This is a genomic window from Lacticaseibacillus zeae subsp. silagei (assembly GCF_030770335.1).
GTDB lineage: Bacteria > Bacillota > Bacilli > Lactobacillales > Lactobacillaceae > Lacticaseibacillus > Lacticaseibacillus zeae.
The window spans coordinates 2,424,902-2,439,350 of the sequence record NZ_CP132484.1; the positions used below are offsets into that span (position 1 = coordinate 2,424,902).

14 protein-coding genes are annotated in these 14,449 nt (G+C 48.0%); 7 read left to right on the plus strand and 7 right to left on the minus strand.

Annotation, left to right across the window (positions count from 1 at the left end):
* The first annotated feature begins 511 nt into the window (after positions 1-511).
* Together LACZS1_RS11300 and LACZS1_RS11305 are read left to right on the plus strand one after the other, a co-directional pair.
* Complete coding sequence (locus tag LACZS1_RS11300) at positions 512-3,229, plus strand: HAD-IC family P-type ATPase (protein ID WP_070650616.1); 2,718 nt, start codon at positions 512-514, stop codon at positions 3,227-3,229.
* Positions 3,230-3,517: 288 nt separating this feature from the next.
* The gene (locus LACZS1_RS11305) at positions 3,518-3,883 is read left to right on the plus strand and encodes a hypothetical protein (protein WP_070650617.1); all 366 of its coding nucleotides are present in this window, start codon (positions 3,518-3,520) and stop codon (positions 3,881-3,883) included.
* Between the two features lie 240 nt (positions 3,884-4,123).
* Here the strand turns inward: LACZS1_RS11305 and LACZS1_RS11310 are convergent, their stop codons facing one another.
* Entirely contained in the window at positions 4,124-5,494 is a 1,371-nt protein-coding gene (locus LACZS1_RS11310; RefSeq protein WP_070650618.1) for an MFS transporter, read from the minus strand.
* 35 nt (positions 5,495-5,529) lie between these two features.
* Positions 5,530-7,059: a multicopper oxidase family protein gene (locus LACZS1_RS11315; RefSeq protein ID WP_070650619.1), complete on the minus strand. Its 1,530-nt coding sequence runs from the start codon at positions 7,057-7,059 to the stop codon at positions 5,530-5,532.
* 132 nt (positions 7,060-7,191) lie between these two features.
* Between LACZS1_RS11315 and LACZS1_RS11320 the strand changes: the two genes are divergently transcribed.
* From LACZS1_RS11320 to LACZS1_RS11330, 3 genes are all read left to right on the plus strand, one after another.
* The gene (locus LACZS1_RS11320) at positions 7,192-7,392 is read left to right on the plus strand and encodes a hypothetical protein (protein WP_010492431.1); all 201 of its coding nucleotides are present in this window, start codon (positions 7,192-7,194) and stop codon (positions 7,390-7,392) included.
* A gap of 122 nt (positions 7,393-7,514) precedes the next feature.
* Complete coding sequence (locus LACZS1_RS11325; protein WP_070650620.1) at positions 7,515-8,144, plus strand: cation efflux transmembrane domain-containing protein; 630 nt, start codon at positions 7,515-7,517, stop codon at positions 8,142-8,144.
* A 138-nt stretch (positions 8,145-8,282) separates the two neighbouring features.
* Positions 8,283-8,615, plus strand: a complete 333-nt coding sequence (locus tag LACZS1_RS11330) for an ArsR/SmtB family transcription factor (protein WP_047105461.1) — start codon at positions 8,283-8,285, stop codon at positions 8,613-8,615.
* A gap of 163 nt (positions 8,616-8,778) precedes the next feature.
* Here LACZS1_RS11330 and LACZS1_RS11335 read toward each other — a convergent pair whose 3' ends face one another.
* From LACZS1_RS11335 to LACZS1_RS11355, 5 genes are all read right to left on the minus strand, one after another.
* Entirely contained in the window at positions 8,779-9,720 is a 942-nt protein-coding gene (locus LACZS1_RS11335; protein WP_070650621.1) for a metal ABC transporter solute-binding protein, Zn/Mn family, read from the minus strand.
* On the minus strand, positions 9,717-10,610 hold the full coding sequence (locus LACZS1_RS11340; RefSeq protein WP_070650622.1) for a metal ABC transporter permease: 894 nt from the start codon (positions 10,608-10,610) through the stop codon (positions 9,717-9,719). The genes LACZS1_RS11335 and LACZS1_RS11340 overlap by 4 nt, the downstream gene beginning before the upstream one ends.
* A complete protein-coding gene (locus LACZS1_RS11345; RefSeq protein ID WP_010492443.1) occupies positions 10,607-11,350 on the minus strand; it encodes a metal ABC transporter ATP-binding protein in 744 nt (247 codons plus the stop codon). The genes LACZS1_RS11340 and LACZS1_RS11345 overlap by 4 nt, the downstream gene beginning before the upstream one ends.
* A gap of 342 nt (positions 11,351-11,692) precedes the next feature.
* Positions 11,693-11,962, minus strand: a complete 270-nt coding sequence (gene rpsN / locus LACZS1_RS11350; RefSeq protein WP_010492445.1) for a 30S ribosomal protein S14 — start codon at positions 11,960-11,962, stop codon at positions 11,693-11,695.
* A 76-nt stretch (positions 11,963-12,038) separates the two neighbouring features.
* Entirely contained in the window at positions 12,039-12,158 is a 120-nt protein-coding gene (locus LACZS1_RS11355) for a putative metal homeostasis protein (RefSeq protein ID WP_306402859.1), read from the minus strand.
* A 199-nt stretch (positions 12,159-12,357) separates the two neighbouring features.
* Between LACZS1_RS11355 and LACZS1_RS11360 the strand changes: the two genes are divergently transcribed.
* Positions 12,358-13,287 (plus strand): metal ABC transporter solute-binding protein, Zn/Mn family, encoded by a 930-nt coding sequence (locus LACZS1_RS11360; RefSeq protein ID WP_010492449.1) that lies wholly within the window; start codon positions 12,358-12,360, stop codon positions 13,285-13,287.
* Between the two features lie 518 nt (positions 13,288-13,805).
* Entirely contained in the window at positions 13,806-14,447 is a 642-nt protein-coding gene (locus LACZS1_RS11365) for an NAD(P)H-binding protein (RefSeq protein WP_070650623.1), read from the plus strand.
* Positions 14,448-14,449 lie beyond the last annotated feature (2 nt).

Below are 14,449 nucleotides of genomic sequence, written 5' to 3' on the forward strand. Positions count from 1 at the left end.
CACGCTCTCTTTTAAACGCGTTCACCAGCCCAGAAACCTGCGTGTAAGGACCTCTGGCTTAAATGGCCAAAGCCCAGCCATTTAAGCCAGAGGCCACTTACACTCCGGTTTCTAACCGGGCTGGTTCACGCTCTGAAAAAAGTTAAGTCCCTGGGGAACAAGGCCTTTTAGGTCTCCCTAACTTAATCCTCTAATAGAATATGCCTTGAAGCTGATATCGTCAACCGTTTCATGAAAATAATTTGTATTTTCAGTGAACAAATTGTGATTAGTTAATTTAATAATGCTGCCTCAAGAATGCCGATTTATGGGCATTCCACGGCTTTCCCTTGCCCAGCTTGCTTTCAGAAAACTTTTTTCAATTTCACCGTGACCCCCTTTTAAAATTTGAAAAATGTGAAATTTTTCCTGCGTATTAAATCAGTTATACAAATTTATTGCATCAGGTTTAGGCATCCCATATGATAAGGATAGTAACAGAAAATTTATATCACGAAATGAGGAATTACGTATGGAAGAAGTTCCTGACGCGCAACCGCCCGCCACGGCGCACAGTATCAAGGATCTGCAGCAGCAGTTGCAGATCCCATCCCTTGACCACGGTCTCTCCAAAGCTGAGGCCGCTGAACGTTTAAAAGTTAATGGTCCGAACGCCATTGAATCGCATCCGACGCCAAAATGGCTGATTTTTCTGCGACAGTTTAACAACCTGATCATTTATATTCTGATGATTGCCGCAATTTTGACCACGATTATTGGTGATGTCACCGATACTTCAGTCATTGTTTTGGTGATTATCGTCAACGCGATCATCGGCTACTATCAGGAAAGCAACGCCAGCGACTCGCTTGAGAAAATCAAAAAAATGCTGGCGCCTGAAGCCACTGTCTATCGGGACGGTGAGCGTCTCGACATCCCCAGTGCGGATTTAGTGGTTGGCGATGTTGTGTTCTTAGAAGCCGGCGACAATGTACCTGCCGACTTGCGCCTCGTTGATATCGACAACCTCACCATTCAAGAAGCCGTCTTGACCGGTGAGGCTAATTCTGTCATTAAGACCACTGCCACGCTGCCGGCTGATACGCCGCTTGCCGATCAAAGCAATATGGCTTTTGCTTCGACAGCCGTTGCAGGTGGTAGCGGCATCGGGATCGTGGTCGCCACTGGCCACGACACGGAATTCGGTAAAATTTCCCAAGCCGTCTCCGATGTTCGCAAGGGCCGCTCCCCGATGATGCGTGAAATTGATGGCATCGGGAAAGGCATTTCATATGCGATCATCGCCGCGGCGGTTCTGCTCTTCATTTTTGGCCTGATCATCGGCAAGTACAGTCTGCCTGTATTGGCACTCGCCATTGTCACGATGGTCGTCGGCTCGATGCCAGAAGGCTTGCCGGCCACCACCTCCGTCATCTTGGCTATGGGCGTTTCCAACATGGCCAAAAAGCAGCACGTCATCGTCAAAACCTTACCAGCCGCCGAGACTTTGGGCTCCGTTGATGTCATCTGTACCGATAAGACCGGCACGCTGACCAAAAATGAAATGACCATTACCACCGTTGTCACGCCAAAGGCCACCTATGAGGTCAGCGGTTCGGGTTACACGCCAAAGGGAAACTTTACACGTGGCGGCAAGCCGATTCAGCCGACCGCCCATCCGGATTTAATTGCTTTGCTGACGGCCGGTTTTGAAGCGAACGACACCGAGCTGCATCAAGAAGACGGCCGGTATGTGATCAACGGCGAGCCCACTGATGGCGCTTTTCTCACTGCCTATTACAAAGTCTTTAAAAAGGATCCGGACAACACCGAACGCGATTTAATGCCGTTTGATTCCAACAATCGCTATATGGCCAAGTTGGCAAAGTGTGCTGACGGGAAAACCCGCTTATTTGTCAAAGGATCGCCCGATAAGCTGCTGCCTTTGGTCGTAACTGCTCATCCGGATTTCGACACCGACTATTATTTAAAGTTAACCAGTCAATTCAGTGTCCAAGGCCAGCGTGTCATTGCCGTTGCCGAAAGCACCGTCGAGCCTGACACCACCGAGATCACTCCGGCTCTTTTAGAACAAGGACTTGATTTTCTGGGGCTCACCGCGATCATTGATCCGCCGCGTGAATCGGTCATCTCCGCGATCAAACAAATGCGGCGTGCTGGCGTTAAAGTCAAAATGATTACCGGCGATCATCCAGAAACGGCGCTGGCAATTGCACAGAAACTGGATATGGCCGATTCTCCAAAAGCCATGACTGGCGCTCAGTTAGCCGCACTATCAGATGAACAGCGGCAACAGGCCATTCTGGACACCGATGTTTTTGCGCGAACCACGCCAAAAGATAAACTAACGATTGTGACCGCCTTACAGGATGCCGGGAACGTCACTGCCATGGTCGGCGACGGTGTCAATGATGCACCGGCCCTCAAAAAGTCAGATGTCGGCGTTGCTATGGGTCAATCCGGAACCGATGTCGCCAAAGATGCGGCCGACATGGTTTTGACCGATGATCGCTTTGCCCGCATGGAAACGGCGATTGCTCAAGGCCGCCGGATTTACCAAAATATCAAGAAAAGTATTTTGTTCCTGCTGCCGACATCATTTGCGGAAGGCTTAGTGATCGTGTTCACCATTCTGACGCAACAAGCCATGCCATTGCGTGCCAGCCAACTATTGTGGATTAACATGGTCAGCGCCATTACCATTCAATTTGCCTTCATCTTCGAACCCGCCGAAGCCGGTACCATGGATCGCCCGCCGCGAAAGAAAAACGCTTCGATGATGCACAAGCACGATGTTTTCCAGATTGCATACGTGGCGATGATGATAGCCGGAATCGGCTTGTGGGCCTTTGATTGGTTGACGGCCAACCATTTGACCGACCGCGTAACTGCCAGCACAATGATGGTCAACATGATTGTCTTAGGTAAAATCTTTTACCTTTTCAACATCCGCACAAACACCTTGGTACTTTCCAAGAACTTCTTCAGTAATCCCATGGCGTTTGTCATCATCACGGTCATGCTGGCTCTGCAGTGCTTCTTAACTTACGTACCGTTTATGCAGGATATTTTTCAGACCGCACCTATGTCTTGGCGCGAATGGGGGTTGGCAGTTGCGGCCGGGTCTATCATCCTGATCGTCACGGAAATCGATAAAATCATTCGCATCCGGTGGGACAGGCTGCACGGACACGGTACCTTCCCTTCTGTTTCCAAAACCAATGAATAATGTTCGGACGCCCTAAACTTTTTCTTTTCTTTTTGCGATAATAATGGTAATAATATAAGTAAGGTTTCCCTAACAAACCTTATGCGTATTCAGAAAACCCGCCAAGTTGGTTAATTATCCCCCGACTTTACGGGTTTTTTGAGTGCTTTTTTCTTTTCAGTACCAGTGACGAGGTTGAGCACATCCGCATCGTGTCACCAAAAAATATTTCAGGCAATCCTAAATTCGGTCTTTTAAATAAAAATACAGCTGGTATACTGTAAGTGAAAAGAAGAGGAGCTGATCGTTTTGAAATTGTACCAAGGTCTCACACAAGTCCAAATTAACGAAGAATTTGCTGGTGAAGCAAGTGGCTATAAGATTACCACGACCCTTGATAAACCGCTGAACTACGAGCCAACGATTTTGTATCAGTATTTGGATACCGTTTTAAGGCCAGGCAGCCGGCATGACCAAAATAATTTGCGTTATGTGACTGACCCAGCGTTCATCGGGGAAAATTTCGATTATCAAGGCGTTCCTTTCACCTCGCATATGACTGATTTCGATGAAAAAATGGCATTTGCACGCAAACTGGTTGCCGACCTCAACCGTCATTTGTCAGTTAACATTAAACCGGCCGACGCGGAAATCGAGTTGGTTTTTGTTGACTGAAGCAACCGCGTTACCTCCTTTCCTAGTCGCATCACGGCTTCTCTCCTGATCACTGCGGCTAAGTCATTCAGTCAAGCAGCTTAGTTGCAACAAAACGCCGCCTAACTTTTTCGGGTTAGGCGGCGTTTTGTTCATACAAGTATGAAAATGATTTTTAAGTCTAGATTCTATATTACGTCAAGACGACTTTCTTACGGTTACTGTCTGCCAAGGGAAGCCGCCTTTATCGTCTTTATCGTCTTATTGCGCTTTTGCGACCGTTTTCGGCAACGTCAACGCCAGTAACAAGCCGATGAGTCCCACACCGGCAAAGACAGCAAAGGTGACAACGAACCCGCCAGCATTGCTGTGCAGCGTCGTTTGCATGTTAGCCAGCAGGACCGCTGCAAACATGACGCCGGCCGAACCGAATAGCTGCCGGGCGGTTGTGGTGACGGCGGTGCCATCTGCCACCAAGTCATTCGGCAAGGCGTTTGCACCAGCGGTCACTGATGGCATCATCACAAATGCATTACCCGCTTCCGTCGCCATCGCCAACACGATCGCGCCAATTAGTGGTAGGTGATGGGCAAAAATAGCCAGCAAACCAAAGCCGCCGGTAATCAGAACCATCCCGATCATCGCAACCAATCGCGGCCCAAAGCGATCAAGTAACCGACCGCTAACCGGGTTAAGCAGACTCAGTAAAACTGCCGCCGGAACCAAAGACAGTCCTGAAACCAGTGGCGATAAGCCTAACAGCGTCTGAAAGTACAGCGGCATTAAAATCGTCGTGACAATTAACCCGATATAGGAAATGCCGGTTAAGAATACCGCTTTGGTAAACATACCGGTCGCAAACACCCGCATTTGCAGCATCGGTGGCTGGCGATTCAACTGCCGAACCACGAAAATACCGGCCGCTAAAACGCCTAGAATCAACAGGCCAACAACTCCGGCATGCAAGCCTTGCTTTGACCAAGCGCTCAAGGCGTATAGCAAAATTGGAAAACTGGCAGACAAAATAAACGAAACCCAGTCCAATCGAGTTGGCGCCATCGGCATCACCGAAGCAATCGTCACCGTCGAAACTGCCAGCACCAACAGCGACACGATCAGGAAGAATAAAAACAGTGCCTGCCATGGAAACCAAGTCAGCAGTACCCCGGAAATAATCGGGCCGACTGCCAACGCTGAGCCCATTACCAAGCCGGCGGTGCCCATCACTTTGCCCCGTTCCGAATGCGGTGTAATCGTCAACAAGACCGTCTGGAAGCTAGGAAAAATAATCCCGACGGCAACTGCTTCAAGCAACCGGCCAATCATCAAAACGGTAAAGTTCGGCGCCCAGATACAAAGCCCGGTCCCGATTGCAAAGATCAGTTCGATCGCCTGAAATAACCGTTGAAACGGAACGTTATGCAAAAGCCACGGACTGACCGGAATCATCAATGTCATCACCAGCATAAAACCGGTTGTCAGCCACGCGACCGTATCCGCGCCTAAGCCAAATGCTTTCATAAACGCCGGATACGCGGTACTCAAAGAAGACTGCGAAATTGACATCGAGAACGTTCCTGTCAGCAATGTTGCCACAAACGCACCGCGATGTCTTATCGTTGAAACACTCATAACATCATCGATTTCTATTTAGTATGGTTGGAGCCTCACATTTTCATGCCCATTTTTTCATAGGACTGCATACCGCCCATCCATAATTCAGATGGCTTAACGCCGCGTTCTTTTGCCAACGCCTTCATTAACGTATCCATGTCCATCAACTTGTATTCCTGTTTTGGTTTATTCGGATCAAACGTTTCGATTTGCGCCATCATGCCGCCATCTTCATGTTCGAGGATATGGCAGTGATACATGTAAACCCCGGGCAAGTCAAACCGAACCAGTAGCCGAACCGTTTCACCCGGGTTAACGCCAATGGTATCTTTGTAGCCATGCTCATTCGGATAAGGTGCATGACCGTTACGTGACAGAACCAAAAATTGCGTGCCGTGCACATGGAACGGATGAACCATGCCAGGCGCCTCATTACTATTGGTGACATCCCAATACTGGGCCTTGCCAATCGGTTGAGTAGCGTCAATCCGCTGCATTTCAAATTTCTTGCCGTCAATGGCGACACTTTCATCCATCCCTTGCATAACCACATGCCGAATTGGCAAAGCAGGATCTACTGCCGGTGCATTCACGGTGAATAGCTTATCCGGCAACTGGGAGTGATCCGGCTTAAATGCATGAATCCGGAATTTTAAGATTGGCACGTCATCCGTGAACAGGGTCACCTCGTCGCCTTCATGATACTGACCAAAATCAACGATGACCTCGTCTCGCTCGGCACACGTCATCATCAAATGAGTCAATGAAACTGGCTCGGGCAGTAACGAACCATCCCCGCCAATTTGGGTAAATGGCAGATCATCGGAAAAATGCAGACGCCATTCACGACGATTGGCACCGTTCAAAAAGCGTAACCGAACTTTTTGCGTCGTGACGTCAAAATAAGGATTAACCGTCCCGTTGATCATAACAGTCGGGCCGGCAACCCCATCAGGATCATAATCAGCACGGTAATCCCACTGATTATTCTCATGAAAGCGCCGATCCTGTAAAATAACCGGAATATCATCCACGCCATAGTTCCGTGGCAGTGGCAGACTCTCCTCATGGTCATCTTTGACAATGACCATCGCCGCTAGTCCATGCCATACCTGCTCCGCCGTTTCCGGGCACGGATGGGCGTGCAACCAGAGCGTTGTAGCTGGTTGATTCAGTGTGAAATCAATTTGCTTACTTTCACCTGGATAAACCGGCGCATGGCAGCCACCATCCACATAAGGACCACTCACATCGGCCCCATGCCAATGAAAGGTTGTCACTTCTGGCAACGCATTTTTCAACGTCACGTGAACGTGCTGACCACGGCGATAAACAATGGTCTGCCCCAACAAGCTGGCATTGTATCCCCACGTTTTGGTCTTGGGTCCCGGCAACAGTTGCGTCTCGCCCGCTTCTGCCGTGACTGTGTAATAAACATCAGTTGCTGTTTCTTTGTCAGGCTTCAACAAAGGCGGTACGTTCAAGGGTTTGGCTGGCGCATCGCTTACCTCAAGCGGCACATAGCCGCCATCGTGCAAGTCAAACGCCGGCTCATCAAAGAAATAGTCGGTATAGGTTTTCATCATCGGTCCCCCCTTAATTTGAATTTTAGCACTTTTTAGGGTTGCCATAAATACAATTTAGAATTAATCTAAACTAGGCGCGTATCCATCAGCGCCGTTTGGGGAACTTTTTTGAAAAAGGAGGAAATGAACATGCAAACAATGTCAAAGTCAATGGGCTGGTTCATGCTGGCCCTCAATGTCGTGTTGCTGGTGCTAATTGCTACCATGCACAACATGGCTGCGATGTGGTTAATGGGTATTATCATGTCGCTTGATGCCATCTCGGGGTTAATCTCAGCCTATCACGCTGACCGCGAAACGCATCATCAAGGCCACGCTCCGCAACATTAATGTGACCAACCAGCTGTCCGATTTTGGCCATCGATGAACCCCTCGATCAGTTATATATGTTGACACATACATATGTTAAATGTATCATGTGTTAGCAATCAAGATGAACAAGGGGGATGAGCATGCAGCCACTTTCCATTACTGAAAAACATGATATGACCGCAGCCATTCGGGTTGAATACTTCTCGACGGCTTGGATGGCTTTTGAATTCATCATCGGGTTATGGTCAGGTCTTCAAGCCGGTTCGATTCTATTAATCGCGTTTGGGCTAGATAGTCTTCTTGAAATCATTTCGGGAGCAACCTTAATCTGGCGACTTAAAAAAGAAAACAGCGGTGCACCCGCGGCAGTTGTAGCCGCGGCTGAACGGCGCTCGAGTCTTGTGGTCGGCAGCGTTTTGCTACTGCTGAGTCTTTATGTAGTCGGTGTTTCCGGCTTCAACCTTGTGACCCATGCTGCCGCTGAAAGCAGCTTTAGCGGGATTGGAATTGCCATTGCCTCTGTGTTGCTAATGCCGATTCTGACGTCGAAAAAACGCCATCTTGGCCAAAAGCTGGCTTCTGCAGCATTAGTCGAAGACGGCATGTGCAACATCACCTGTGCGTATATGGCCGCTACGGTTTTGCTTGGCAGTTTGTTAACTTGGCTGCTTAATTGGTGGTGGGCTGATTCAGTGGCTGCCTTGATTCTGGTTTACTTTGTTGCGAGTGAAGGTTGGGAAAGCCTACAAACGGGATTAGACCGTGATTGAATTCATGGTTCATTACCACCTCGAATCAAAATGACCTTAAAGTAACATGCCTTGAATGTTAAGACATCTTGCTTTAAGGTCGTTTTATATTCAAAAAACAATCCGCGAAACCCATTTCAGAAAAGAGCGATGACATTTATGACTGCCAACTCGTTAAAATTAGTCGAATCAGCTAAGCTTGCCGAAGCCGAACGTATTTTTAAGCTGCTGAGCAACCCGATCCGACTACAGATGTTGAAGTTACTCGAACAGCAGGAACTCAACGTCAGCAAGCTTGGCGACTTATTGGGGCTCGAACAATCGATTGTCTCCCATCAGCTGGCACTCCTGCGTAAGCATCAGCTGGTCAGCGCCAAACGAGTGGGCAAGGCGAATTACTACCGCTTGGACGATCCTCACATTATCACGGTGATCGACGCCATGCTCGCCCACGCCGACCACGTCGCCCGTGGTAAACGACATGGTGAGTAACAACACGCGTAGCAAGGCCCCCTTATATGCCAACTAAACAGCGCCACTCGCAGATTCCTTTACGAAAATCCGCGAGCAGCGCTGTTTTTGATGTGAATCCGGCCAATTACTAGCCGACTTCACACATGAGCATGTCTCTGTACTTTATCAAAGGCTTCGAGCACTACCCCGCCAAGCCATCGTGGATCTTGTCGAGATTCCACTTCATCATCGTATAATACGTGTCGCCTTGCTTGCCTTTAGCCGCAAGGGAGTCGGTGAAGATCTTGGAATAGATCGAAAGTCCGGTTTCTTTAGCTACCTTGTTCATCGACTTCGGTGATACCGACGTTTCGACGAATAAATGTTTAACTTCTGACGACCGGATCTTAGCCAAAACCGTTTGCATTTGCTCTGGCGTCCCTTGAGCTTCGGTGTTGATTTCCCAAATGTAGGCCGGAGTCACGTGATAAGCCTTGGAGAAGTACTTAAAAGCACCTTCTGATGTTACCAAAACGCGTTGTTTTTCCGGAATGTCCAGGAATCGTGATTGCGCCGTTTTATGCAGCTTTTGTAACTTGGCAACATACTGATCACTGTTCTTCTGATAGTAATCAGCATTCTTGGCATCTTTTTCCTTAAGCACTTTGGTGATGGTCTTAACGTATTGAATCCCGTTAGCCAAATCCAGCCACGCATGCGGATCTTCTTCCTTGACGTTGGTTGTCAAATGCTCCGGCGTAACCTCGGCACTTGCGGAAAAGACGTCCTTACCAAAAGCTTTGTGTGAGGTTTTGACTAATTTCTTGAACCAGCCATTGCCACCGGTTTCGAGATTCAAGCCATTGTGGAAAACAAGATTGGCTTCGCTTGTCGCCGCCACATCGGTCGGTCGCGGTTCGTATTCATGCGGATCGGTACCGCGCTTCACAATACTATAAAGTTTGATCCGCTCGCCGCCGACATTTTGCACCATATCTTCAAGAATCGAGTTGGTGGTTACGACGCGTAATTTTTGCCCGGTACTGGCTGCATCTTTTTGTGCGTTGCTGCGACTGTTGACGAACCAAAACACGCCACCGATCATGACAATTAACGCCCCAACTGTGATTAAAATCTTTTTCATCGAACAATCTCCTCCGCTGTCTGAGTTGTCGCAGCTTCCTTGGTCCGCTGACGCTTGCTAAAACTAAAGAATGCCTGCTTCGGCGAGAAAATAAATGAGATAGCGAATAGGACGGCGGCTACGAGCACGATGGCCGGACCGGATGCCCAGTTTAAGGTAAAGCTGAAGTATAGGCCGGTGATGGATGAGATCACACCCACACTGGCTGCCATGATGAGCATGGTTTCGAGACAGTCGGTCCACAGAAAGGCCGTTGCTGCTGGAGTGATCAGCATCGCAACCACCAGAATGATCCCGACTGTCTGCAAGGCTGAAACTGTCACCAAAGTCAAAACAAGCATCAAGGCATAGTGAATGGCCGTGGTGTTTAACCCATACGTCTTGGCGAAGGTATTATCAAAGGACGTGATCAACAGTTCCTTATAGAACAGAACCACGAACAGGACGACGATGCCTAAGACGATCGCGGTGGTCATGATGTCGCTATCGCTAACCGCCAAAATGTTACCGAACAGAATGTGGTGTAAATTCGTGGCGCTTTCTGCCATTGAAATCAAAATGAATCCTAAGGCATAAAACGCACTGAACACAACGCCGATCGAGGTGTCGGTTTTAATCTTGCTGTTAGCGGCTACAAAACCGATTAATAAGGCGGCAATAATCCCAAACACCGACGCGCCGATCATCACGTTGACGCCCAGCATATAGGCAACCGCCACACCCGGCAGCACCGCATGGGAGATCGCATCGCCCATCAACGACATGCCGCGCAAAATAATGAAGCTACCGATCAATCCGGACATGATACCGACCATAATCGCGGTTACTAATGCGCTTTGCAGAAAGTCATACTTGCCTAACGCGTTAAAAAATTCAATCAATGAGTTCATGCGCTCGCCCCCTCCTTAGTTGCAAACAATACATTGGAAAGGTCCGCCGAGAATGCCCGTTCAATATTCCGGGCCGTATAAACTTCTTCAACCGGTCCTTCAGCAATAATGCCGTGGTTCATGACGACAAGTTCGTCAAAATAATTCGATACCTTATTCAAATCGTGATGCACGACAATTAATGTTTTACCGGCATCCCGCCACTGGTTCAGAATCGTCATGATCTCTTGCTCACTTTTCATGTCAATACCGACAAATGGTTCGTCGAGAATCATGATGTCAGCTTGCTGGACGATCGCCCGTGCAACAAAGACCCGCTGTAGCTGGCCACCGGACAACTGACTGATTTGACGTTTGGTAAATTCCTCCAATCCCACTTGTTCAAGCGCATCATAGGCTGCCTGACGTTCTTTTTTCCCGGGACTTTTCAATAAACCCAAGCGCCCATACGTCCCGGTCAGCACCAGATCCAGAACATTAATCGGAAATGTCAGATCCAGATCTTTACGCTGTTCAACATAAGCAATGGCTTGCTGGACTTCTTTGAGTGTTTTGCCAGAAAAGTCCACTGTTCCTGATTGGACCTTGATCAAGCCCAGTATGGCTTTGATCAAGGTCGATTTACCTGCTCCGTTAGGCCCAATGATCCCGGTGATCTTGCCTGCGTTAAAATGAACGGCAACATCAGCAAACACCGGTGTGTCAGCGTAGGCAACGGTCAGGTTCTTGACTGTTAACATAAGAACCTCCAATTTTAGGGTGACCTAATTTGCTTTCATCCTTAGCTTACAGAAAACCGCGCCTACTGACAAGTGTTTTTTAAGGCATACTTAAAAAATATTGGTAACCCATTTAAAGTTATAACTCGTTAACCAAATTTCTTCGTGATGACCGCTAATTAAGCTAAATTAATAAGCAATGAAATCGAATACATAAATTCATCACTATTAGCCATAAAAAAAGGCCCATGAGCAATCTCATTGATTGTTCATAGGACCGTGTTTATGGATATGTTATTTTAAGCATTTTCACGGCTCAATGTCTCGCTAAAAGCAATGAATCTTTTCAGCGGTACGCCACTACTACCAACTAGCTTTGCGGACACCTGGAATCTGTCCTTTGTGTGCCAGCTCGCGAAAGTTGAGTCGGGAAAGACCGAATTTACGCATATACGCATGTGGTCGGCCATCCAATGCATCACGATGGTGTAATCGAACCGGACTCGAATCACGCGGCAATTTGCTAAGTCCGATGTAATCACCTTTTGCTTTGAGTTCCGCACGCTTCGCCGCATACTGTTGAACTAATTTTTCCTGGCGCTTGGCCTTGGCAATCTTTGATTTTTTTGCCATTCGCTTACCTCTTTCTGTTATGAAGTGACCACACTGTCATTGTTGGTTTCGCAAATTGACAAGCGTATACTTCCTTTTATCGATTCTTTTGTTGTTTGCGTTTTGCCTCATGCAAAATCTTCAAGGCGCGCTTACGGGTTTTAATGTTTGGGCTTTTCATACGCCGCCGTGCACTCGCCAAATCGGTTTTTCCCAAAATTTTTCAGCTCCTTTTAATCGTAATCATTACGCTTAAACGACGGATTTAACCTTATCATGCCGGCCTTTTTGCTGTCAATGAAATTTTGGCAGCAATTGTTTTCGGATTAGAATTTAAAAATTTTGCTTGTCAATTTGCTCCGCTTGCTTTATGGTTTAAAGCGTAATGATTACGTTTTGGAAGGAAGCGGGTATTTATGATGAAGCGATTACTTGCAGGTATCAGTGTCGTACTGCTAGCCATTTTCGGCGTAGCGTGCGGTAATAATGGTGCCGCAAAGCAATCCAGCACTAGCAACAGCAAAATTCAGGTTGTTGCCAGCGTCGATTTTTATGGTGAGGTCGCCAAAGCGGTTGGCGGTAATAAAGTTTCGGTTCAGTCGATTATCGACAATCCGGCCGTGGATCCGCACGATTATGAACCAACTACTAAAGTCGGCAAGTCAGTTGCAAAATCTGACTTAGTGGTTGCCAGCGGTATCGGTTATGACGGCTGGATGGACAAAGTCGTCAAGTCCGAAAACAAGTCGAAAAATTACTTAAAAGTTGCTGACGATCTGATGGGCAAAAAGGAAGGCGACAACGAACATATCTGGTATGATCCGCGTACCATGCCGAAGTTGGCTAATGCCTTAGCCGACAAGTTCGCCAAGAAGGACCCGGCTGACAAGGCTAAGTTCAAAGCCAACGCGAAGAAGTATATCGCTTCCTTGGATGATCTCAACGCTTTAATCAACAAACTAAAGGCTAATGCAAATGGCAAACTCGTTGACGTTTCCGAACCAGTCTTCGGCTATGCCTTGGATTACATGGGTTATAAAGTCAACGATGAACACTTCTCCAAGTCTACTGAAGACGGTACCGATTACAGTGCCAAGGATATCCACGGTATCGAAACCGATATTAAAGAAAAGAAGATTGCCTTCTTCGTTAATAACATCCAGGCATCTTCCAAGACTGTAACACGTTTGGTCAAATTAGCCGAACAAAACAATGTTCCGGTCTTAAAGGTTACCGAAACGCTGCCAAAAGGTAAAAACTACCGCACTTGGATGACAAGCCAATATGAGCAACTTGAAAAAATCCAGGATCAGTCATCATCCAGCGCCACTTCGGTAAGCAAATAACCTCTTTCTGGCCACGAGGGCTTGCCACACTTTTTCTCCTTTACTTTTAATTTCGGCAAGACACATCCCCTGTCGAATTCGTCAATCGCTTAGCTTTGATTACATGACAAACCATAGCTCCGGGTCAAAAGCACCGGACAACCCCGGCCAGAAGGAAAGCACGCCAGAAATGGCGTGCTTTTTTGTGTGAGCGTGAGTCGGCGCGTTTAGGGGTCGGAGTGTAAGCGGCCTCAGGCGCGATGACCCGGGCTTGGTCATTGCGACTGAGGTCCTTACACGCAGACCCCTGCGCCGGTGAACGCGTTATGGTGAGCGCGAACCAGCCCGGTTAGAAACCGGAGCATAAGTGGCCCCAGGCGTGATGACCCGGGCTTGGTCATTGCGACTGAGGTCCTTACACGCAGACCCCTGCGCCGGCGAACGCGTTATAGAAGCCAACACCTCCCTTCCGCCGCCTTCCACCCAAAATCGACAGTGTTACAATGAAATTGACTTACGAACAAGAAAGGAAGATGACCATGGCAAATGTCATGATTCTAGGCGCCCACGGACAAATTGCAACATTGGTACGCCAGCGCCTGTTGAAAGAAACTCAGCATCATCTTAACTTGTTTCTGCGTCACGCTGAGCGGCTGCAAAACGTTAATGACCAGCGGGAAACCGTTGTTGACGGAGATGTCACCGACACTCCCCTTCTGACAAAAGCCATGAACGGCAGTGATCTTGTCTATGCCAATCTAGGCAACAAAGGCATTGAAAACCAAGCCAAGTCAGTGGTCCAAGCCATGGATGCCAACAACATTAAACGGTTAATCTGGATTTCAACGCTGGGCATTTATGATGAAGTTCCCGGTGCATTTGGCCGCTGGAATCACAAAATGTTAGACGGTGGCTATCTGGAAACTTATGCGGCGGCCGCTAAAGTCATTGAGACGTCTGATTTAGCTTATACGATTATCCGTCCGGCATGGCTGTCCAACAAAAATATCGTGAGCTACGAGATCACCCAAAAAGATGAGCCGTTCAAGGGAACAGAGGTTTCACGTCGCAGCATTGCGGATCTAGTCGTCAATTTAATCAACGATCCTAGCCAGCACATTGGTCAATCACTTGGGGTTGACCAACCGAATACGCAAGGTGACAAACCTTCCTTCTATTGAAA